The following is a 20,348-nucleotide window of genomic DNA, read 5'->3' as shown; positions in this document are numbered from 1 at the left end:
GGAACGGCTGCGCGGCGAATCAGAGCTTCACGGACAGGTTTCCGACCGTCGCCAGTATCGTCAGCTCGCCTCCGATTGCGTGCAGGTAGGCCGACATCGTCGATGTGTCCAGACGCACGCCACCACGCTCGATCTGACTGATCCGCCCCTGCGTCACGCCCATAGCCTTCGCCACCTGGACCTGGGTCAGCCCCTGCGCCTTCCGGAGGGAGGCCAGCTCGTGGCCCCGCTCCGCGTCGACCATCTCGCTCTTGATCGCATCGATGCGGGCGCGCTTCTCCGGTGTGATGTCAGCCGCGAGGTCGGCCATGCTGCCGAGGTTCATCCGTCCTCCTCCTCTAGAGCTTCAAGGTAAGCCATGTACTTGGCGTCGGCTTCTCTGATCGCCTTGGGGTACCAGGCTGCCCACTGCCGTCCGCTCGCCTTGTTCCCGGCGACGAGGAACACAGCTCGTCGTACCGGATCGAAAACGAAGAGCATCCGGATACTGACCGTGCTGCCGTTGCGTGGACGGAGCTCACGCATGTTGCGGTACCGGCTGTCCTCGATCGCACCGACCGTCGGTCGCCGTAACGCCGGACCAGCCTCCTGGAGGCGCTCCAAGGCCGCTATGACGTGATCGTGACTATCCGGATCCTCCTTGGCCAGCGCATAAATCCAGTCCAGGACATCTGCGAAGAATCTGAGTTCGTACGGACCGCCCACAGCAAGAAATATTAGCACTGACTAATACTGACGGGGCAAGAAAAGGGGCGCCCGGCCATCGGCCGGGCGCCCCTTCGCGTGTGTCGTTCGCCGCCGCTACGCGGACTTCTCGTGGCGGCCGCCGTCGTTCTTGCCGATCGTGCGCGGCTCGCGCGGGACCAGCGTCGGGTTGACGTTGTTGCGGACGACGTCCGGAGTGATGACGACACGGGCCACGTCCTTGCGGGACGGCACCTCGTACATCACGGACTGGAGGACCTCTTCCATGATGGCGCGCAGACCTCGCGCACCCGTCTGGCGGAGGATCGCCTGGTCGGCGATGGCTTCCAGGGCCTCACGCTCGAAGTCCAGCTCCACGCCGTCGAGTTCGAACAGACGCTGGTACTGCTTCACCAGCGCGTTGCGCGGCTCGATCAGGATCTGGAGCAGCGCCTCGCGGTCCAGGTTGTGGACCGAGGTCAGCACGGGCAGACGGCCGATGAACTCGGGGATCATCCCGAACTTCACCAGGTCCTCCGGCATGACCTCCTGGAACTGGTCGCTCGCCTGGATCTCCAGCTTGGAGCGGATCGTCGCGCCGAAGCCGATGCCCTTGGCGCCGGCCCGCGACTCGATGATCTTCTCCAGGCCCGAGAAGGCGCCGCCCACGATGAACAGGACGTTCGTCGTGTCGATCTGGATGAACTCCTGGTGCGGGTGCTTCCGTCCGCCCTGAGGCGGTACGGAGGCGGTGGTCCCCTCCAGGATCTTCAGCAGGGCCTGCTGGACGCCCTCGCCGGAGACGTCTCGGGTGATCGACGGGTTCTCGCTCTTGCGGGCGACCTTGTCGATCTCGTCGATGTAGATGATCCCCGTCTCGGCCTTCTTGACGTCGTAGTCGGCCGCCTGGATCAGCTTCAGCAGGATGTTCTCGACGTCCTCGCCGACATAGCCGGCCTCCGTCAGCGCCGTCGCGTCCGCGATGGCGAACGGGACGTTGAGCATGCGGGCCAGCGTCTGCGCGAGGAGCGTCTTGCCGGAGCCCGTGGGGCCCAGCAGCAGGATGTTCGACTTGGCGAGCTCGATGGCGTCGTCGCGATTCGAACCGCCGCCGTTCTCACCGGCCTGGACCCGCTTGTAGTGGTTGTACACAGCGACCGAGAGGGCCTTCTTCGCGGGCTCCTGCCCGACGACGTACCCCTCGAGGAACTCGTAGATCTCGCGCGGCTTGGGGAGCTCCTCCCACCGCACCTCGGAGGTCTCCGCGAGCTCCTCCTCGATGATCTCGTTGCAGAGATCGATGCACTCGTCGCAGATGTACACACCGGGTCCCGCGATGAGCTTCTTCACCTGCTTCTGGCTCTTTCCGCAGAACGAGCACTTGAGCAGGTCGCCGCCATCACCGATGCGTGCCACGAGGTGATTCCCCTTCGCCTGGGAGCAGCCTGGTTCAGCGGCTCCTGGTGCCTCTATCCGACGGTACCTTGCCTGGCCCCCTGTTCGGGCCCCCCTTGGCACGGTTCACACGGCCGTGGCCGTGCAAACGGAATGTGCCAAGGGGAAAGACCGACGTCAGACCGACGCGCCCGCGGTGGTCTTCCGGGTGGAGACGATCTGGTCCACCAGACCGTACGCGAGTGCGTCGTCGGCGGTAAGGATCTTGTCGCGCTCGATGTCCTCGCTGATCTTCTCCAGCGGGGTGGTGGAGTGCTTGGCCAGCATCTCCTCGAGCTGGGTCCGCATCCGCAGGATCTCGTTGGCCGCGATCTCCAGGTCGGAGAGCTGCTCGCGGCCGGTCTGCGAGGACGGCTGGTGGATGAGCACACGGGCGTGCGGGAGCGCCATGCGCTTGCCCGGGGTGCCCGCGGCCAGCAGGACGGCGGCGGCGGAGGCGGCCTGGCCCATGCAGACCGTCTGGATGTCCGGCTTCACGAACTGCATCGTGTCGTAGATCGCGGTGAGCGCGGTGAACGAGCCGCCGGGGCTGTTGATGTAGATCGAGATGTCACGGTCCGGGTCCATCGACTCCAGGCACAGCAGCTGTGCCATGACGTCGTTGGCCGAGGCGTCGTCGATCTGGACGCCGAGGAAGATCACGCGCTCCTCGAAGAGCTTCGCGTACGGGTCGTACTCACGCACACCCTGCGAGGTGCGCTCCACGAAGCGCGGGACGACGTAGCGGTTGTCCACCTGCGGGCCGGTGTAGAGGCCGCTCGCGGAGGCGCCGGAGAAGTTGTTCATGTGGGTCTTCACCATCCTGGTGGCGTATCTGTGGGCTGTGGGTCTCGGCGTACGAGAGGGTGCGGGGTGGTGCACGCCCGGATCAGGCGCCGGTGCCGCCGCCGCCCGGGATGCCCGACGCGACCGAGATGATCTCGTCGATGAGGCCGTAGTCCTTGGCCTCCTCGGCGGTGTACCAGCGGTCGCGGTCGCCGTCGCGGATGATCGTCTCCACGGTCTGGCCGGAGTGGTGGGCGGTGATCTCCGCCATCCGTGTCTTCGTGCGGAGCAGGTACTGCGCCTGGATCTTGATGTCCGACGCGGTACCGCCGATGCCGGCCGAACCCTGGTGCATCAGGATGTCGGTGTTGGGGAGCGCGAAGCGCTTGCCCGCCGTGCCACCGGTGAGCAGGAACTGGCCCATCGAGGCCGCCATTCCCATACCGATGGTGACCACGTCGTTCGGGATGTACTGCATGGTGTCGTAGACCGCCATGCCGGCCGTCACCGAGCCGCCGGGGCTGTTGATGTAGAGGTAGATGTCCTTGTCGGGTTCCGCGGCAAGGAGCAGAAGCTGTGCGGTGATCTTGTTGGCGATGTCATCGTCGACCTGCTGACCGAGGAAGATGATGCGCTCGCCGAGCAGTCGGCTGTAGACCTGGTCACCGAGGCCTCCACCGAGGGACGGCTCTCCGGCGGCGTAGGGCATCAGATTCGTCACGTATCCACCTGCTCGTCTCTGACGGCTCCGGCCGTCTCAGCGTCTTCGTACCGGGTGGGCCGGGACTACCCGACCCTTCCTCTTCATGGACCCTAACGCGCAGGTGGGACAACGCCATCCCGGTTCCCCAACTGTTCGCTGGGAGCGCAAGGTGAGCAGTCCGCACAAGGGTTCCCGGGTACTCCCCGGGCGCGCGGGCCGATACGACGGCGGGCCCCGGACGTCGTACGTCCGGGGCCCGCCGCGTGGATCAGGTCAGCGAGCGGAACGGGGCTCAGGCCTCGTTCTTCTCGTCCTTCTCCTCAGCCTTCTCGGTGCCCTCGGCGGCCTCGACCGTCTCGGCGGCCTCGTCCGCTGCCTCTTCCTCGTCCTCGAGCTCGACGATCTCACCGTTGGTGTCCGTGACCTTGGCGGCCTCGACGACGACGGCGAGCGCCTTGCCGCGGGCGACCTCGCCGACGAGCATCGGCACCTGGCCGCCCTCGACGACGGCCTGGGCGAACTGGTCGGGGCTCATGCCGGAGGAGGCCGCACGCCGCATGAGGTGCTCGGTGAGCTCCTCCTGGTTGACGTTCAGCTTCTCCTTGTTGACGAGCTCGTCAAGGATGAACTGGGTCTTGATGCCCTTGATCGCCTGCTCGGAGGTCTCGTTCTCGAACTCCTCCAGGGTCTTGCCCTGGATCTCGAGGTACTTCTCCAGGTCGAGGCCCATCTGGCCGAGCTGGTGGTGCTCGAGGTTGTGCTTGCGGGTCTGGACCTCGTCCGCGAGGAGCTTCTCGGGGATCGGGACCTCGGCCAGCTTCAGCAGCTCCTCGAGGACCCGCTCCTGGGCCTGGGTGGCCTGGTCGTACTGCTTGGTGTTCTCGAGGCGCTTGCGGCTGTCCTCGCGGAGCTCGGCGAGCGTGTCGAACTCGCTCGCCATCTGCGCGAAGTCGTCGTCCAGCTCGGGCAGTTCGCGGGCGGAGACGGCGGTGACCTTGACGGTGACCTCCGCTTCCTTGCCCTCGGCGGAGCCGCCCTTCAGCTCGGAGGTGAAGGTGGTCTCGCCACCGGCCTCCAGGCCGGTCACGGCCTCGTCGATGCCGTCGAGGAGCTCGCCGGAACCGATGGTGTACGAGACACCCGCGGCCACGCCGTCCTCGAGGACCTCTCCGTCGACCTTGGCCTCCAGGTCGATGGTCACGACGTCGCCCTCGGCGGCGGCGCGCTCGACCGGGTTGGTGGACGCGAAGCGCTCGCGGAGCTGCTCCACGGCCTTGTCGACGTCTTCTTCGGTGACTTCGAGTGCGTCCACGGTGACCTCGATGCCGGAGTAGTCCGGGATCTCGATCTCGGGACGGACGTCCACCTCGGCGGTGAAGGCCAGCAGCTCGCCGTCCTTGAGCTCGGTGATGTCGACCTCGGGCTGGCCCAGAACGTTGAGCTCACCCTCGTTGACAGCTTCGGTGTAGAACTTCGGAAGGGCGTCGTTGACGGCCTCCTCCAGCACAGCACCACGGCCGAACCGCTGGTCGATGACGCGGTTCGGGATCTTGCCCTTACGGAAGCCCTTCACCGTGACCTGCTGGTTGATCTTCTTGTACGCCGCGTCGAGGCTGTCCTTGAGCTCCTCGAAGGGCACCTCGATGCTGAGCCGAACCCGAGTCGGGTTCAGGGTCTCCACGGCGCTCTTCACGGTTCGGTCTCCTTGGTGGCTGACTTCTTGGGGTTCTGCTGGGCCGCCGAGAGGCGGCTTCGCGGATCGAGCCCGGTACATCAGACACACGGGCACGCAATTTGCATAGTAACGGCAAGGTGGAGGACTCCCACAATGCGATCTTGCCGGTGGTCGGGGTGGCCGGATTCGAACCGACGACCTTCCGCTCCCAAAGCGGACGCGCTACCAAGCTGCGCCACACCCCGTCGGTGCGACACGTAGGGTACATGCAGACGAGCGCTGCGTCGGCCGCTTTGCGCGGGCCGTCACCGGGGTCGTGACGGGGGGCACGCCGATACGGGTGTGCGGACACCTTCCCCGACCCGCTACGATGCTGTCCGTACCGAGATCCGCCGGGCCTGCCCGGACGGGTGAAGCGGTGCTTGCGGGCGTAGCTCAATGGTAGAGCCCTAGTCTTCCAAACTAGCTACGCGGGTTCGATTCCCGTCGCCCGCTCCAACGGCCCGGGGCCGGGCGGAGAATTTTCCTCCGCCCGGCCCCGGGTTTTCTGCGTGTGGCACAGGTCATGGACAGGTGTTCTCCGGCAGGCGCCGCGCCGGCCGCTACGCGGGAGGCAGCGCGTCCCGCATCGCCCTGGCGGAGTCGGCCGGGTCGTAGCCCGCGGGGACACCCTCGACCAGGATGATGTCGCCCTCGATGTGCCGGGAGCGCAACGGCGCGATCTCCTGGTACGCGGGAGAGTCCCACCAGGCCCGCGCCTCCTCGATTCCGGGGAAGACGAGCACCACGACACCGCCCGGCCAGCTCCCCTCCTTCACCTCGTGCGGCGTGAAGTGCACCAGGAAGCTGCCGCCGTACGGCTCGAACGTCGCGGGGATCCGCTCGATGTACTCGGCGATCTCCGGGTGCGGGGCGGCGTCCTGGAGGTGGGCTATCACATAGGCGGGCATGGCGTCCTTCCGGCCGGTGGGGCTCCGTCGACATGGAGCATGCCCCTTCCGCCTGCCGGGGTCGATTACCCGGCGGGTAAGGAGACCTGCCCACCCGTGGGGCACTCCGGTATCCGCGGCGGGTGCTCCGGGCGCGCATGGGGCACGCGCCCTCCGGTCCCGTTCCGCGACGCCGAACGCACGGACGAGCCAGGCGGGTTCGGGCCCCGCCTGGCTCGTCCGTGCGCATGAGCCGACGGCCGGTCACCTGCCGGGCCGGGCGCTTCCGCGGGGCTCCTCAGAAGCTGATCTGGTTGATCGTGTCGGCTATCGAGTTCATGAATCTGTTGATGGACGGCGCCATACCCGTCGACGCCAGGAAGAAGCCGAACAGCACGGCGACGACCGCCGGTCCGCCCTTGATCGATCCGCCGCGGATGAACACCACCAGGACGATCCCCAGCAGAAGTACCACAGACAGTGAAATGGCCACGACTGATCACACCCTTGGTCGGTCCGCCTTGCCGGCCCGGTGGCATGCGGGCGGCACACCTCCGTCGCGCCCATCGTGCCACCAACTCCCCTGCGCATGCTGCTGGGTGAAGGAGGGAAACGGCCGGATCCCGCCATCCTCGCGCCCGCGCGCGCCCGAGTGCGAACCGCAGCGCGCCGGGCCGCCGCAGGGCCCGCGCGGGCGCTGGCGAAAAAGCTGTGCGCCCGCTGTGTGCAGGGCAGTTCGAATAACGCCCGATGTGATCGTTTCCATATCCCCACACTTCATTCACAGCGGTTTGCCAGGAGTTCGTGCGACGAAATTCACTCTCGCCAAACACTCGCCGATATGCCCTGTTTAAGGTGGATGAATCAGCACGTACCGGGCATCTGTTGATGGTTTCACTTTTGAATGACAGGGAACACGCGTTGTTTCTCGAGGGTTTTACGCATGCCGATCGACGGGTCTAAGGTGCAGCAGATGTCCAAAGCTCCGAGCGAAATTCAGAGGGCCCCGTCCACCCCGGAGAGCCGGGAGTCGGAGCCGAGACACGAGCAGGTGCTGACGGCCGAACGCGCCCCCGCCGCCACCTCCAGGACCGCTCAGGACCGCACCGGTGCACCCGCTCCGGCCAAGCGCCGTGACGCGTACTTCGACAATGTGAAGTACCTCGCGATCGTGCTCGTCGCCGTGGCCCACGCCTGGGAACCGGTGATGGACGGCAGCCGGATCACCCGGGCGCTGTACATGGTCGTGTACACGTTCCACATGCCGGCGTTCATCCTCGTCTCCGGCTACTTCTCCCGGTCGTTCGACATGAGTTCGGCCAAGGTGAAGCGCCTCGTCACCGGGGTCGTGGTGCCCTATGTGCTGTTCGAGACGGCGTACTCGCTCTTCAAGCGCTATGCCGGCGGGGCGCCGGACACCTCGATCACCCTGCTCGACCCGCTGTTCCTCACCTGGTTCCTGATCGCCCTGTTCATCTGGCGGGTCACCACTCCGCTGTGGCAGTCCCTGCGCCACCCCCTGCCCGTCGCGCTCGGCATCGCCATGCTCGCCTCGGTGACACCGGAGATCGGCGACGATCTGGACCTGCAGCGCGTCTGCCAGCTCCTGCCGTTCTTCGTGCTCGGCCTGCTGATGAAGCCCGAGCACTTCCAGCTGATCCGCCGGCGCGAGGTACGGATGCTGGCCGTCCCTCTGGCCCTCGGGGCCCTGGTCTTCGCCTACTGGGCCGCTCCGCGCATGGGGCTGGGCTGGTTCTACCGCAGCAACAGCGCCCAGGAGATGGACTTCCAGTGGTGGGCGGGGCCCGTGATGACGCTGGCCATGTTCGGATGCGCGCTGCTGCTCACGGTCGCGTTCCTCGCCTGGGTGCCGCGCCGCCACATGTGGTTCACGGCGCTGGGCACCGGGACCATCTGTGGCTACCTGCTGCACGGCTTCCTGGTGAAGGGGGCGGGCTACTACGACCTGTTCGACCGCTACGAGTGGCTCTCCGGCCCCGTGGGGCTCGTCGTCGTCTCCCTCGTCGCAGCCGCCGCCGTGACCCTGCTCTGCACCCCGCCGGTCCGGCGCGCCATGCGCTTCGCGACCGAGCCGGAGATGAAGTGGGCGTTCCGCCGGAGCCCCGCCGATCGCTGACCCTGTCCGGATCGGCCCCCCGACACCGGGGCCGGTCCCTTCAGGGCATCACTCCGTGGCCGGGTTGGCTTGATCCCGCCGGTCGGTCGGCCCGGCACCCTCGCCGAGCCCCAGCAAGCCGCGTACCTGCGCATATTTCTCGGTCAGACGGGTACGGGTGGCCGGCTCGAGGATCGCGAGCCGGGCGGGGTCCGCGTTGTGCGCCAGATCCGACTCCTTGATCAGCAGCGCTCCGGGCGTGGCGAGAATCCGCCCGGTGTATGTGAAGAGGTCCTCGCCGTCCCGCTTGGTGACGGCGAGGACCATTTCTTTCACCTGTCCGGGCAGCGGGGCCTCGTCCAGCCAGCGCCGGGACAGCGCGTGGTCCTCGATCGCGTCGTGCAGCCAGGCGGCGGCGATCTGCTCCTCGCTGCCGCCCCTGCTCCGTACGCCCTCCGCCACCGCTGCCAGGTGCTCCGCGTACGGGCGCCCCGCCTTGTCGGTCTGCTCACGATGGGCCTCGCGGGCGATCGACTCCACCTGGGACAGGGTCAGATACGGCATCGGCATGGGCCGACTGTACGCCGGTCACCACCTGACTCCGCTGGTTCCGGGAGTGCAGTCCTGATCGTTCGGTAAACTAATTACTGACGATTCCTTGACGCGCTCTTGACCGAAAGAAGGAGACAGGCTCATCGGACACGCAGACACGCTCATCGCCATGGGGGGCGCGTTCCTCGCCGCCGCCGTCCTCGCCCGCGTCGGCGGCCGTATCGGACTGCCGACCATCCCCCTGTTCATCCTGGCCGGGATCCTGCTCGGCCCGCACACCCCCGGGGTCGTCCTCCTCGACGATCCGCACGACCTGGAGATGCTCTCCGCGCTCGGTCTGGTGCTGCTGCTCTTCTACCTCGGCCTCGAGTTCCATCTGGACGACCTGAAGAAGGGCGGGCGCAAGATGGCGCTCGCCGGAGGCACCTACCTCGCACTGAACGTCGGCGCCGGTCTCGGCTTCGGCTTCGCGCTGGGCTGGGGCACGTCCGAGGCGCTGGTGCTCGCCGGTGTGCTCGGCATCTCGTCGTCGGCCATCGTCACGAAGGTCCTCGTCGACCTCGGCCGGATCGGGAATCCGGAGACACGGCCGATCCTCGGCATCATCGTCGTCGAGGACGTCTTCCTCGCCCTCTATCTGGCCGCGCTGCAACCGATCCTGTCCGGCGCGGACAGCCTCGGGGCTGCGGTGATCGACGGTGGCAAGGCCTTCGGATTCCTGCTGCTGCTCGCCCTGATGGCCCGCTTCGGCACGAAGCTCGTCGGCAAGCTGATGAACACCAAGGACGACGAACTCCTCGTCATCTCCTTCCTCGGTGTCGCCGTCTTCGTGGCCGGCGTCTCGGAGTGGTTCGGGGTCGCAGACGCGATCGGCGCGTTCATGGTCGGCCTCATGCTGGGCAGCACCTCGTCGGGCACCCGCATCCTGAAGCTGGTCCATCCGCTGCGGGACGCGTTCGGGGCGATCTTCTTCTTCGGCTTCGGGCTCTCCATCAACCCCGGCGACCTGCCGAGCGTGCTGTGGCCGGTGCTGGCCGCCGTCGCGGTGACCGTGCTGATGAACGTCTTCGCCGGGATGGCCACGGCCAGGATCTACGCCTTCGGGCCGAAGGCCACGGCGAACGTCTCCACCACCCTGCTGGCGCGCGGTGAGTTCGCGCTGATCCTCGCCACGATGGCGGCGGGCGCGGGCCTGGACGAGCGGCTCTCGCCGTTCATCGCCGGGTACGTGCTCCTGCTCGCGGTCCTGTCGCCGCTGGCGGCCGGCCGCTCGCACTGGCTGGCCCGGATCCTCCCCGGAGGGCGCACGCGGGCCCAGGAGACCGAGAAAGAGGCGGTTCCGGTCTGAGGGGCGGCCGGCCCGGGTGCGGAGGCCCTGGCCGCGCACCCGGGGTGACGTCCTCCGGACTCCCTCCACCTTCGGGTGAATGCGGAACGCGAAGATTGACGCCTGTGCGGTTTCGACCGCTTCCGTACGGTTCAGCCGCGCCGGGACAGCAGGAGGAGCGCGCGGTCGTCGTTGACGTCCTTGGCGCAGGCCTCGATCAGATGCCAGGCCGCGCCCTCGAAGCCCGTCGCGACGTAGCGGTCGGCCTCTCCGGTCAGCCGGTCGATGCCTTCCGCGATGTCCCGGTCGGACGCCTCCACCAGTCCGTCGGTGAAGAGCATCAGGACGTCCCCGGGGGCCAGCGAACCCTTCACGGCGTCGAACTGCGCTCCGTCGTACACCCCGAGCAGGGGGCCTTCCGCCGCCATCTCCTCCCACAGGCCGCTGCCCGCGTGCAGCTGCAGCGCGGGGGGATGGCCGGCGGAGAGGATTTCGTAGTCGCCCGACTCCAGGTCCAGGACGAGGTGGATCGAGGTGGCGAAACCCTCGTCCCAGTCCTGGCGCAGCAGATAGCCGTTGGCCGCGGGGAGGAAGCCGTGCGGCGGGAGGGAGCCGAGGAGGCCGCCGAAGGCGCCGGACAGCAGCAGGGCACGGGAACCGGCGTCCATGCCCTTGCCGGAGACGTCGGTGAGGACGACCTCCAGGGTGCGCTCGCCGTTGGTGCGGGCGGCGACGACGAAGTCGCCGGAGAAGGACTGCCCGCCGGCGGGGCGGAGCGCCATCTCGCGGTGCCAGCCCTCGGGCAGCCGGGGCAGGGCGCTCTGGACCCGGATCCGCTCGCGCAGGTCGAAGAGCATCGTGCCGCCGCGACGCCACGGCACCCCGACCCTGGCCCGGAACTGGGCCAGGACGAGCCCGAAGAAACCGCAGGCCGCGACGACCAGGACGGTGCCCGGTGTGACCCGGGCGGGACCGTCCGCGTAGGGGCCGAGGGCGATGGACTCGACGATCAGGGCGGCGGCGGCGGTCGCGTAGAGACTGAGCAGGCTGGCCGGCCGCAGCAGGAGACCGCCCGCCACGATCGGCAGGGCCAGGGCGGTCGGGGAGCACCAGACGGGGTTGAGCAGCGTGGTGCAGGTGATCACCGGAATGATGATCAGCAGACCGGCCAGGGCTATCCAGTCGGACCCGTCACCGCGGAAGTAGTCGACCCCGGACCGGCGCAGCGCGATGCGCGCCCGGTGCGCCGATCTGCGCCACCGGGCGGTGTAGGTCTCTGCTCTTCTGCGACGGGCCATTGTCGGGACCTTATCCACCCGACGGCCTCCGGTGCAGGGGGACCCGGTGTCAATGTGTTCGAAACAGGTTCGCCAGGGCTTCGCGGGCCCTGGTAAGTAGAGGTCATGACTACGGAACTGCGGGTGCTGTCGGCTGCGGAATGGGATGCCTGGTTCGGCTGTCTCGAGTTGGCGTTCGGCGGCGTTCCCTTCGCGCCCGAGAGCCGCGAGATGTATGCCGCCCTGGCCGAGCCGCGGCGTGCGATCGCCCACTGGGACGGCGCGGACTGCGTGGGGACGGCGGGAGCGTACAGCTTCCGGCTGACCGTGCCCGGCGGTACCGCCGTGCCGGCTGCGGGAGTCACGGGGGTGAGCGTCTCCACGACGCACCGCAGGCAGGGGCTGCTGACGTCGATGATGCGGCGCCAGTTGGACGACGTCCGCTCCTGGGGCGAGCCGCTGGCGGTGCTGCTGGCGTCGGAGCCCGAGATCTACGGCCGGTTCGGCTACGGCGCGGCCACGGCCGAGATGAAGATGAGGATCGACACCTCCCGGGTCCGCCTCGCGCTGCCCCCGGGCACGGACGGGGTGCGGGTGCGCCGCTCGTCCCCGGCACAGGCGCTCGACGCCTGCGAGGCGGTGTACGGGCGGCTCGCGGCGGCCCGGCCCGGCACCCCCCTGCGCCGGCCCGGCTGGGAGCGGATGCCGGTGAACGACCCGGAGAGCGGCCGGCGGGGCGGGTCCCCGCTGCAGTGCGTCCTCGCGGAGCGGGACGGCGAGGTCACGGGGTACGTCACGTTCCACCTGAGGCCCGCGTGGGAGGACGCCGGCCCCCGGGGCACGGTGGCGGTGCGCGACCTGGCGGCGCTGGATCCCGCTTCGTACGCGGCGCTGTGGCGCTTCCTGTTCGGCATCGACCTGACGTCGGTGGTCGAGTGCGGCAACCGGCCCGTGGACGACCCGGTGCTCCGGCTGGTCTCGGACGTCCGGCGCTGCGAGATGCGGGTGCGCGACGGGCTGTACGTGCGGCTGGTCGAGGTGGGCGCGGCGCTGGAGGCCCGCGCCTACCGGGCCCCGGTCGACGTGGTGCTGGAGGTGGAGGACGCCTTCTGCCCGTGGAACGCGGGGCGTTGGCGGCTGACCGCCGACGCGAAGGGCGCGGCCACCTGCCGGAGGACGGAGGACGAACCCGAACTGGCCCTGTCGGTGCGGGACCTGGGTGCCGCCTACCTGGGCGGGGTGTCGCTGACGACCCTGGCGGCGGCCGGGATGGTGCGGGAGCTGCGGGCGGGCGCGCTGGCCGAGACGTCCCTGGCGTTCTCGACGGACGTGGAGCCGTGGTGCCCGCACGGTTTCTGATCCCGGCGTGACCCGGCGGCCTGCCTACCGGCCCGCCACGGAGGGCTGGCAGGACGGGCACCAGAAGAGGTTGCGGGCCGCCAGGTCCGCCGTGCGGACCTCGGTGCCGCAGATGTGACAGGCCTGCCGGGCGCGGCGGTAGACGTACACCTCGCCGCCGTGGTCGTCGACCCGCGGGGGCCGGCCCATGGCCTCCGGCAGGTGCTCGGGGCGGACGGTGTCGATGCGGTTGTTCCGCACGCCCTCGCGCATCAGGACGCCGAGGTCGGCCCAGATCGCGTCCCACTCGGCCCGGGTGACGTCCCTGCCCGCGCGGTACGGGTCGATGCCGTGCCGGAAGAGGACCTCGGCGCGGTAGACGTTCCCGACGCCCGCGACGACCTTCTGGTCCATCAGCAGGGCGGCGACGGTGACGCGGCTGCGGGAGATCCGCCGCCAGGCCCGGTCGCCGTCCTCGTCCGCGCGCAGCGGGTCGGGGCCGAGCCGGTCGTGTATCGCCCGTTTCTCGGGACCGGTGATCAGGGCGCAGGTGGTGGGGCCGCGCAGATCCGCGTGGTGGGCGTCGTTGAGCAGCCGCAGCCTGACGGTGTCGGTGGGCGGGAGCGCGGGGACCGTGCCGAACCCGAGTTTGCCGAAGAGGCCCAGGTGGATGTGGACCCATGCCGATCCCTCGAAGCCCAGGAAGAGGTGCTTGCCGTGGGCGTCGACGCCGGTGAAGGTCCGTCCGTCCAGCAGTGCCGCGCTGTCGGAGAACTTTCCCTGGGGGCTGCTCACCCGCACGGGGCGGCCCGTGAACCGCTCGTGGTGGTCGGCGGCGAGGCGGTGGATCGTATGCCCCTCGGGCACGGCGTTTCTCCTGGTGACGCGCTCGTGCCGCCGGGCGTGGGCCCGGCGGCACGGGGGAATCGGGTGCGGGCGGTTCAGCCCTGCTGCGGGTGGTGGGCCGGGATCGGGGGGAGCTCGCCGGTGGTCTCGTACGCCGAGAGCATCTCGATGCGGCGGGTGTGGCGCTCCTCACCCGAATACGGCGTGGCCAGGAAGATCTCGACGAACTTCGTGGACTCCTCCACCGTGTGCATCCGGCCGCCGATGGCCACCACGTTGGCGTCGTTGTGCTCGCGCCCGAGCGCGGCGGTCTGCTCGCTCCAGGCGAGCGCGGCGCGGACGCCCTTGACCTTGTTCGCGGCGATCTGTTCGCCGTTGCCGGAGCCGCCGATGACGATGCCGAGGCTGTCCTTGTCCGCGGCCGTCCGCTCGGCGGCACGGAGGCAGAACGGCGGGTAGTCGTCCTGGGCGTCGTAGATGTGGGGACCGCAGTCGACGGCCTCGTGGCCGTGGGCCGTGAGCCACTCGACGAGGTGGTTCTTCAGTTCGAAGCCGGCATGGTCGGAGCCGAGGTACACGCGCATGGTGCGAAGTGTGGCACGGACCGGGCGGGGTAATGGTCAGCGGGGTCGGCACCCACCGGGGTTTCCCGGGGGGCCCGTTCAGGTCCGGACTTGTGTGCCGTGCCACTCGGGCAACGATCGGGTCAAGGAAACGGATGAGGGGGTTCCGCTTCTGGTGCCGATCGGGCTTGAATGCGTGGCCTTGCCTTCGCACCACCCCCGCCGAGGCAAGTAATACCGACACACATGATCAGAAAACGTAAGGATTCGATCCATGACGTCGCAGACGACTGTGGCCGGACCGGGCCAACAGCCCGGCGAGCCGGGTAAGCCCGACTCCTCGGACGGTCTCCAGGCCGGTCTCAAGAACCGTCACCTCTCGATGATCGCCATCGGCGGCGTGATCGGAGCGGGCCTCTTCGTCGGCTCGGGCGCCGGTATCGCCGCGGCGGGACCGGCCATCCTCCTGTCGTACGCGCTGGTCGGCCTCATGGTCGTCTTCGTCATGCGAATGCTCGGTGAGATGGCGGTCGCCCGGCCGAGCTCGGGTTCCTTCTCCGCCTACGCCGACCAGGCCCTGGGCCGCTGGGCCGGTTTCTCCATCGGCTGGCTGTACTGGTTCTTCTGGGTCGTGGTGCTCGCCGTCGAGGCCACGGCGGGTGCCAAGATCCTGGAGAGCTGGGTGCCCGGCGTCCCGCAGTGGGCCTGGGCCCTGATCGTCATGGTGGTCCTGACGGCGACCAACCTGGTCTCCGTCGGCTCGTACGGTGAGTTCGAGTTCTGGTTCGCCGGGATCAAGGTCGTGGCGATCGGCGCGTTCGTCGTCGTCGGTCTGCTCGCCGTCTTCGGCGTCCTGCCGGGGTCGGACCACGCGGGGTCGGGCCTCGCCCACCTCACGGATACCGGCGGGTTCTTCCCGGAGGGGCCGGGGGCCATCCTGACGGGTGTGCTGATGGTCGTCTTCTCCTTCATGGGCAGCGAGATCGTGACGCTGGCGGCCGGTGAGTCCGAGGACCCGCGCCGTGCCGTCTCCAAGGCGACCAACAGCGTGATCTGGCGTATCGCGATCTTCTACCTGGGTTCGATCTTCGTCGTCCTCACCCTGCTCCCGTGGAACGACCCCTCGATCGTCGAGGACGGTTCGTACGTCGCCGCGCTCGACGTCATCGGCATCCCGCACGCCGGGCAGGTCATGGACGTCATCGTGCTGACGGCCGTGCTGTCCTGTCTCAACTCCGGCCTCTACACCGCCTCGCGCATGGCCTTCTCGCTCGGCCAGCGGGGCGACGCGCCGAAGGCGTTCTCCACGGTGAACAAGCGGGGTGTGCCGCAGGCGGCGATCCTCTCGTCCGTCGTGTTCGGCTTCGTGGCCGTGTTCTTCAACTACCAGTGGCCCGACACGGTGTTCGCGTTCCTGCTGAACTCCTCCGGTGCGGTCGCCCTGTTCGTGTGGCTGGTCATCTGCTTCACCCAGCTGCGGATGCGCGGCATCATCCTGCGCGAGTCGCCCGAGAAGCTCGTCGTGCGGATGTGGCTCTTCCCGTACCTGACCTGGGCGACGATCGCGATGATCTCCTTCGTCCTCGTCTACATGCTGACCGACGACGCCGGGCGCGAGCAGGTGCTCCTCTCGCTGCTGGTCGCCGCCCTGGTCGTGGTGATCTCGCTGGTACGGGACGCCCGCAGCCGGAAGGCGACGACACCGGCCGAGTGATCGGTACGCATACCTGACGGCGGATGTCAGGTGTACCCGGAAGGCTCTCCCTCGCCACGCGGTCCCGCGGGCGAACGGAGAGCCTTCGTCATGACGGGCTGTCGGGCCCGGTCGAGGGCTGGGTGCTGATCGGCAGCCGCACCGGGAGGCGGGCCTCCTGCTGCGGCTGCCGGCGATGACGGCCGGGGCCGACGTGGCCGCCGCACGGGAGCTGTTCGCGAAGGCCGCCGGGGAGGCGGCGCCCCGCGGCCTGGGCCGTGCGCTGGACTTCTCCTTCGGCGGCGGGGGCTCCACGGCCCCGGGACACGCGAGAGGCTCGCCGGTCTGGTGTCGCGCCACGACCCGGCGAGCCTCTTCTGTGGTGCCTACGGCGTCGGCGAGGACGCCGGGTGACCGGCGGCGGTGTCAGCCTCGGCGGCCGGCCAGCTTCCAGGAGGCGGGCAGCGCGCCCATGGCCAGCGCGGCCTTGAGGGCGTCGCCGACCAGGAACGGCACGAGGCCGGCCGCGACGGCGGCGCTCATCGACATGCCCGTGGAGAGCGCCAGGTACGGCACGCCGACCGCGTAGATGACGAGGGAGCCGACCGCCATGGTGCCGGCGGTGCGCAGGACGGACCGGTCACCGCCCCGGCGGGCGAGACCTCCGACGACCGTGGCGGCGAGCAGCATGCCGAGGACGTAGCCGAAGGACGCGCCGCCCGGGCCGGAGGTGCCCTCGGAGAACCACGGCATGCCCGCCATGCCGACGAGCGTGTACAGGGCGAGGGACAGGAATCCACGGCGGGCGCCGAGCGCCGTGCCGATGAGCAGCGCGGCGAAGGTCTGGCCGGTGACGGGGACCGGGGAGCCGGGGACGGGCACGGCGATCTGGGCCGCGATGCCGGTGAGCGCCGCGCCGCCGACGACCAGCGCCGTGTCCACGGCGTAGCGGTGCCGGGCTGCGGGCAGCAGGTCGGCGAGGACCGCTCCGGAACGGACGGGGGCGGCAGCAGTACTCATCGGGACTCCGCGGGTGAGGTCGGCAGGCGAGGCAGGGACGGACTGAAGGTGACGTTAGCCGACGCGACATGGCTCCATCACCATCAGCCGCCCACAAAGCGGCGGTTGAGGGCTTAGTCGGGTTCGCACAAAGAGCGTCGCGCAATGTTCCCTCGGCGTGATGCTGGTCACGGAGGCAGAGGTGTACGCGGCCCTCCGTCCGGGAAGGGGCGCCGGCCCGTGAGACTGTAGGTTCCCCATAAATGATCCGAGAGTGATCCGCAGCTCATGCACGACGTGCCCCCCACGCACTCCCCCGTTCCGTCCGAGCCCTTGGCCCCCGGTCTGAAGCAGCGCCATCTGACGATGCTCGGCCTGGGCGGGGTGATCGGTGCCGGTCTCTTCGTCGGCTCGGGCGCCGGGATCGCGGTCGCCGGGCCGGCCGTCGTCGTCTCGTATCTGATCGCGGGCGCGCTGGCGATGCTGGTGATGCGGATGCTCGGCGAGATGTCGGCGGCGATGCCCGCCTCCGGGTCGTTCTCCGTCCACGCGGAGCGGGCGCTGGGCCGCTGGGCCGGTTTCAGCGTGGGCTGGCTCTACTGGTTCCTGCTGGTGGTGGTCCTCGCCGTGGAGGCGACGGCCGCCGCACAGATCGCCCACGGCTGGGTGCCCGCGGTGGATCAGTGGCTGTGGGTGCTGCTCTTCATGGTGGTGTTCACGGTGGCCAACCTGACGGCCGTGAAGAACTTCGGCGAGTTCGAGTTCTGGTTCGCCGCGCTCAAGGTGGGCGCGATCGTGGTCTTCCTGGCGCTCGGCCTGCTGGCCGTCCTCGGTGTCCTGCCCGACACCGAGCCGGTGGGGCTGACCAACCTCACCGGCCAGGGCGGTTTCCTGCCCCACGGCTGGGACGGCGTGGTCTCCGGCGTGCTCACCGTGGTGTTCGCCTTCGGCGGGCTGGAGGTCGTGACGATCGCGGCGGCCGAGACCGACGACCCGGCCCGTGCCGTGGGCCGCGCGGTGCGCAGCGCGGTGGTGCGGATCCTCTTCTTCTACGTCGGCTCGATGCTGGTGATCGTGACCGTGCTGCCGTGGACCGCGCAGCGGGCGGGACTGAGCCCCTACGTGAAGGTCCTGGACTCGATCGGGGTGCCGTCGGCCGGGCAGATCATGAACATCGTGGTGTTCGTGGCGCTGCTCTCGGCGCTCAACGCCAATCTGTACGGGTCGTCCCGGATGGTCTTCTCGCTGGCCGAGCGCGGCGAGGCGCCGCGGGGGCTTCTGAAGGTGTCCGGCGGGCAGGGCGGCGGGAGCGGGGTGCCGCGGCGGGCGGTCCTGGCCTCGGTGGCCTTCGGGTTCGTCTCCGTACTGCTCAATCTGCGGTGGCCCGACACCGTGTTCCTCTACATGCTCAACTCGGTCGGGGCGGTCCTGCTGTTCGTCTGGGGTCTGATCGCCGCCTCCCAGCTGCGGCTGCGGCGCCGGCTGGAGCGGGAGGCGCCGGGCGCCCTGTCACTGCGGATGTGGTGTTTCCCCTATCTGACCTGGGTGACCCTGGCCGGTCTGCTGGCCGTCCTGGTGCTGATGCTCACCGACGACGCGGCCCGCCCGCAGGTGCTGTGGTCGGCGGGCGCCACCGGTCTCGTGGTGCTCGTCGCCGTCGTGCGGGAGCCGCGCGGGAAGTCGTAGGCACGTGCGCACCTTGTGTGAGCCTGGTGACCGTATGGCGGACGCCCGTTCCCCCTGGGCCGGGCCGGTGACCAGACTGTGGCCGACCCCTGTCCCGACCAGTGAACAGAGCCTGTCCATGTCCCGGACCTCCGCGCCGCCCCCCACGGACGCCACAGCCCCCGCCGCCGACTCCGCGCTCACCCACGGACTCAAGCAGCGCCACCTGTCGATGATCGCCCTGGGCGGTGTGATCGGAGCCGGGCTCTTCGTCGGCTCGGGTGCGGGTATCGCCGCGGCCGGTCCCTCGATCGTCGTCGCGTACGGCATCTCCGGACTGCTGGTCATGTTCGTGATGCGGATGCTCGGCGAGATGTCGGCGGCCAATCCCGCCTCCGGCTCCTTCTCGGTCCACGCGGAACGGGCGATCGGCCCCTGGGCGGGCTTCACCGCCGGGTGGTCGTTCTGGGTGCTGCTGTGCGTCGCGGTCGGTCTCGAGGGCATCGGCGCCGCGCAGATCGTCACCGGCTGGCTGCCCGGCACACCGGAGTGGGCCTGGGTCGCCCTGTTCATGGTGATCTTCCTCGGCACGAATCTCGCCGCCGTCAAGAACTTCGGCGAGTTCGAGTTCTGGTTCGCCGCGCTCAAGGTCATCGCGATCACGCTGTTCCTGGTGCTGGGCCTCCTCGCGATCCTGGGCGTACTGCCTGGCACGGACTCCCCCGGCACGTCGAACCTCACCGGGGGCGGCGGCTTCCTGCCGAACGGTTCCGAGGGGCTGATCATCGGCCTGCTGGCCTCCGTCTTCGCGTACGGCGGCCTGGAGACCGTCACCATCGCGGCGGCCGAGTCCGAGAACCCGGTGCAGGGCGTCGCGAAGGCGGTGCGTACGGCGATGTGGCGCATCGCGGTCTTCTACATCGGCTCGATGGCGGTCATCGTGACCCTCGTGCCGTGGGACGACCCCCAGGTCGCCGAGGTCGGACCGTTCTACGCGATGCTCGACCACCTCGGCATCGGCGGCGCCGCGGAGATCATGAACGTGGTCATCCTGGTCGCCCTGCTGTCCGCGATGAACGCCAACATCTACGGCTCCTCGCGCATGGCCTGCTCCCTGGTGGCCCGCGGCCAGGGTCCGAAGGTGCTCGGCAGGATCTCCTCCGGCGTCCCGCGCAACGCCGTGCTCGCCTCCTCCGTCTTCGGCTTCCTCTGCGTGCTGCTCAGCTACTGGCGCCCCGAGGACGTCTTCCCGTGGCTTCTCAACATGATCGGCGCGGTGATCCTGGTCGTCTGGATCTTCATCGCCGTCTCGCAGCTGATCCTGCGCAGGCGGACGGAGCGTGAGGCCCCGGAGCGCCTGGTCGTCCGGATGTGGCTCTTCCCGGTCCTGACGATCGTGGCTCTGGTGGCCATGGCCGGCATCTTCGCCCTGATGCTGCGGCAGCCCGACACCCGGGACCAGCTGCTGGCGACCGGGGTGCTGACCGCGGTGCTGACCGCGATCGGTGCGGTGCGGCAGAAGCGGGCGGGACGTGCCGCGCCGGCCGGGAGCTGAGCGCGGGGGACGGGTCGTCCGGCGGGCGGCCGGGGCCGGAACGCGGTCAGCCCGCCTGGGCGCGCGGGAGCACCTCGCCCGCGGGCGAACGTGATGCCGCCGGTGGGGGGTGGGGGTGAGGAAGTCCGCGTTCCAGTGGCCGCGAACCCGGTCCGTACGAGCTCCGCGGTGACCGGGTCCCCGGCCAGACGCTCCCGGTAGGCGGG

General features: G+C 69.3%; 19 protein-coding genes and 2 tRNA genes. 7 read left to right on the top strand and 14 right to left on the bottom strand.

Annotated features, from left to right (window positions below; genetic code table 11):
- Positions 1–19: 19 nt before the first annotated feature.
- The 7 genes from LWJ43_RS22285 to LWJ43_RS22255 form a co-directional block, all read right to left on the bottom strand.
- Positions 20–325: a helix-turn-helix domain-containing protein gene (locus LWJ43_RS22285; RefSeq protein ID WP_147963423.1), complete on the bottom strand. Its 306-nt coding sequence runs from the start codon at positions 323–325 to the stop codon at positions 20–22.
- Positions 322–705, bottom strand: a complete 384-nt coding sequence (locus LWJ43_RS22280) for a type II toxin-antitoxin system RelE/ParE family toxin (RefSeq protein WP_277333985.1) — start codon at positions 703–705, stop codon at positions 322–324. Before LWJ43_RS22280 ends, LWJ43_RS22285 begins: the two co-directional genes overlap by 4 nt.
- A 96-nt stretch (positions 706–801) precedes the next feature.
- The gene (clpX, locus tag LWJ43_RS22275) at positions 802–2,100 is read right to left on the bottom strand and encodes an ATP-dependent Clp protease ATP-binding subunit ClpX (protein WP_014156286.1); all 1,299 of its coding nucleotides are present in this window, start codon (positions 2,098–2,100) and stop codon (positions 802–804) included.
- 156 nt (positions 2,101–2,256) lie between these two features.
- A complete protein-coding gene (locus LWJ43_RS22270) occupies positions 2,257–2,940 on the bottom strand; it encodes an ATP-dependent Clp protease proteolytic subunit (protein WP_030122564.1) in 684 nt (227 codons plus the stop codon).
- 67 nt (positions 2,941–3,007) lie between these two features.
- On the bottom strand, positions 3,008–3,613 hold the full coding sequence (locus LWJ43_RS22265; RefSeq protein ID WP_031091967.1) for an ATP-dependent Clp protease proteolytic subunit: 606 nt from the start codon (positions 3,611–3,613) through the stop codon (positions 3,008–3,010).
- A 286-nt stretch (positions 3,614–3,899) separates the two neighbouring features.
- Positions 3,900–5,300 (bottom strand): trigger factor, encoded by a 1,401-nt coding sequence (gene tig / locus LWJ43_RS22260; RefSeq protein ID WP_277333984.1) that lies wholly within the window; start codon positions 5,298–5,300, stop codon positions 3,900–3,902.
- Positions 5,301–5,450: 150 nt separating this feature from the next.
- A tRNA-Pro gene (locus LWJ43_RS22255) sits at positions 5,451–5,527 on the bottom strand.
- Between the two features lie 179 nt (positions 5,528–5,706).
- Here LWJ43_RS22255 and LWJ43_RS22250 point away from each other — a divergent pair.
- A tRNA-Gly gene (locus tag LWJ43_RS22250) sits at positions 5,707–5,780 on the top strand.
- Positions 5,781–5,884: 104 nt separating this feature from the next.
- Here the strand turns inward: LWJ43_RS22250 and LWJ43_RS22245 are convergent.
- Positions 5,885–6,232, bottom strand: coding sequence for a DUF1330 domain-containing protein (locus LWJ43_RS22245; protein WP_277333983.1), 348 nt, complete (start codon positions 6,230–6,232; stop codon positions 5,885–5,887).
- Between the two features lie 277 nt (positions 6,233–6,509).
- Positions 6,510–6,704, bottom strand: a complete 195-nt coding sequence (locus LWJ43_RS22240; protein ID WP_277333982.1) for a hypothetical protein — start codon at positions 6,702–6,704, stop codon at positions 6,510–6,512.
- A 480-nt stretch (positions 6,705–7,184) separates the two neighbouring features.
- On the opposite strand from LWJ43_RS22240, the gene LWJ43_RS22235 reads away from it, so the two are divergent.
- Positions 7,185–8,348: an acyltransferase family protein gene (locus tag LWJ43_RS22235; protein WP_277333981.1), complete on the top strand. Its 1,164-nt coding sequence runs from the start codon at positions 7,185–7,187 to the stop codon at positions 8,346–8,348.
- 48 nt (positions 8,349–8,396) lie between these two features.
- Here the strand turns inward: LWJ43_RS22235 and LWJ43_RS22230 are convergent, their stop codons facing one another.
- A complete protein-coding gene (locus LWJ43_RS22230; RefSeq protein WP_277333980.1) occupies positions 8,397–8,897 on the bottom strand; it encodes an HD domain-containing protein in 501 nt (166 codons plus the stop codon).
- A 151-nt stretch (positions 8,898–9,048) separates the two neighbouring features.
- Between LWJ43_RS22230 and LWJ43_RS22225 the strand changes: the two genes are divergently transcribed.
- Positions 9,049–10,227 carry a cation:proton antiporter gene (locus LWJ43_RS22225; RefSeq protein ID WP_277333979.1) on the top strand — a complete coding sequence of 393 codons (1,179 nt, stop codon included), beginning with the start codon at positions 9,049–9,051 and terminating at the stop codon, positions 10,225–10,227.
- Positions 10,228–10,358: 131 nt separating this feature from the next.
- Here the strand turns inward: LWJ43_RS22225 and LWJ43_RS22220 are convergent, their stop codons facing one another.
- Entirely contained in the window at positions 10,359–11,504 is a 1,146-nt protein-coding gene (locus LWJ43_RS22220) for a PP2C family protein-serine/threonine phosphatase (protein WP_277333978.1), read from the bottom strand.
- Positions 11,505–11,609: 105 nt separating this feature from the next.
- Between LWJ43_RS22220 and LWJ43_RS22215 the strand changes: the two genes are divergently transcribed.
- On the top strand, positions 11,610–12,842 hold the full coding sequence (locus LWJ43_RS22215; protein ID WP_277333977.1) for a GNAT family N-acetyltransferase: 1,233 nt from the start codon (positions 11,610–11,612) through the stop codon (positions 12,840–12,842).
- 24 nt (positions 12,843–12,866) lie between these two features.
- Here LWJ43_RS22215 and LWJ43_RS22210 read toward each other — a convergent pair whose 3' ends face one another.
- Together LWJ43_RS22210 and LWJ43_RS22205 are read right to left on the bottom strand one after the other, a co-directional pair.
- On the bottom strand, positions 12,867–13,688 hold the full coding sequence (locus LWJ43_RS22210; protein ID WP_277333976.1) for an Fpg/Nei family DNA glycosylase: 822 nt from the start codon (positions 13,686–13,688) through the stop codon (positions 12,867–12,869).
- Positions 13,689–13,762: 74 nt separating this feature from the next.
- The gene (locus LWJ43_RS22205; protein ID WP_277333975.1) at positions 13,763–14,251 is read right to left on the bottom strand and encodes a ribose-5-phosphate isomerase; all 489 of its coding nucleotides are present in this window, start codon (positions 14,249–14,251) and stop codon (positions 13,763–13,765) included.
- A 253-nt stretch (positions 14,252–14,504) separates the two neighbouring features.
- Here LWJ43_RS22205 and LWJ43_RS22200 point away from each other — a divergent pair, with 253 nt between their 5' ends.
- Positions 14,505–15,944, top strand: coding sequence for an amino acid permease (locus LWJ43_RS22200; protein ID WP_277333974.1), 1,440 nt, complete (start codon positions 14,505–14,507; stop codon positions 15,942–15,944).
- Between the two features lie 405 nt (positions 15,945–16,349).
- Here LWJ43_RS22200 and LWJ43_RS22195 read toward each other — a convergent pair whose 3' ends face one another.
- Positions 16,350–16,943, bottom strand: a complete 594-nt coding sequence (locus LWJ43_RS22195; RefSeq protein ID WP_277333973.1) for a biotin transporter BioY — start codon at positions 16,941–16,943, stop codon at positions 16,350–16,352.
- A 267-nt stretch (positions 16,944–17,210) separates the two neighbouring features.
- Here LWJ43_RS22195 and LWJ43_RS22190 point away from each other — a divergent pair, with 267 nt between their 5' ends.
- Both LWJ43_RS22190 and LWJ43_RS22185 read left to right on the top strand, forming a co-directional pair.
- Complete coding sequence (locus tag LWJ43_RS22190; RefSeq protein ID WP_277333972.1) at positions 17,211–18,608, top strand: amino acid permease; 1,398 nt, start codon at positions 17,211–17,213, stop codon at positions 18,606–18,608.
- Positions 18,609–18,726: 118 nt separating this feature from the next.
- Positions 18,727–20,142 (top strand): amino acid permease, encoded by a 1,416-nt coding sequence (locus LWJ43_RS22185; RefSeq protein WP_277333971.1) that lies wholly within the window; start codon positions 18,727–18,729, stop codon positions 20,140–20,142.
- Positions 20,143–20,348 lie beyond the last annotated feature (206 nt).

The sequence above is a fragment of the Streptomyces sp. JH34 genome (genome assembly GCF_029428875.1).
Lineage (GTDB): Bacteria > Actinomycetota > Actinomycetes > Streptomycetales > Streptomycetaceae > Streptomyces.
The sequence above is the reverse complement of the archived record's forward strand: the minus strand, read 5'-3'. Positions and strand labels throughout refer to the sequence as shown.

Coding starts and splice junctions, on each gene's coding strand:
- LWJ43_RS22270 (WP_030122564.1), bottom strand. CDS start 2,940: ATGGTGAAGACCCACATGAACAACTTCTCCGGCGCCTCCGCGAGCGGC.
- LWJ43_RS22205 (WP_277333975.1), bottom strand. CDS start 14,251: ATGCGCGTGTACCTCGGCTCCGACCATGCCGGCTTCGAACTGAAGAAC.
- LWJ43_RS22190 (WP_277333972.1), top strand. CDS start 17,211: ATGCACGACGTGCCCCCCACGCACTCCCCCGTTCCGTCCGAGCCCTTG.
- LWJ43_RS22230 (WP_277333980.1), bottom strand. CDS start 8,897: ATGCCGATGCCGTATCTGACCCTGTCCCAGGTGGAGTCGATCGCCCGC.
- LWJ43_RS22185 (WP_277333971.1), top strand. CDS start 18,727: ATGTCCCGGACCTCCGCGCCGCCCCCCACGGACGCCACAGCCCCCGCC.
- LWJ43_RS22200 (WP_277333974.1), top strand. CDS start 14,505: ATGACGTCGCAGACGACTGTGGCCGGACCGGGCCAACAGCCCGGCGAG.
- LWJ43_RS22215 (WP_277333977.1), top strand. CDS start 11,610: ATGACTACGGAACTGCGGGTGCTGTCGGCTGCGGAATGGGATGCCTGG.
- LWJ43_RS22220 (WP_277333978.1), bottom strand. CDS start 11,504: ATGGCCCGTCGCAGAAGAGCAGAGACCTACACCGCCCGGTGGCGCAGA.
- LWJ43_RS22225 (WP_277333979.1), top strand. CDS start 9,049: ATGGGGGGCGCGTTCCTCGCCGCCGCCGTCCTCGCCCGCGTCGGCGGC.
- LWJ43_RS22195 (WP_277333973.1), bottom strand. CDS start 16,943: ATGAGTACTGCTGCCGCCCCCGTCCGTTCCGGAGCGGTCCTCGCCGAC.
- LWJ43_RS22265 (WP_031091967.1), bottom strand. CDS start 3,613: ATGCCCTACGCCGCCGGAGAGCCGTCCCTCGGTGGAGGCCTCGGTGAC.
- LWJ43_RS22235 (WP_277333981.1), top strand. CDS start 7,185: ATGTCCAAAGCTCCGAGCGAAATTCAGAGGGCCCCGTCCACCCCGGAG.
- LWJ43_RS22245 (WP_277333983.1), bottom strand. CDS start 6,232: ATGCCCGCCTATGTGATAGCCCACCTCCAGGACGCCGCCCCGCACCCG.
- LWJ43_RS22285 (WP_147963423.1), bottom strand. CDS start 325: ATGAACCTCGGCAGCATGGCCGACCTCGCGGCTGACATCACACCGGAG.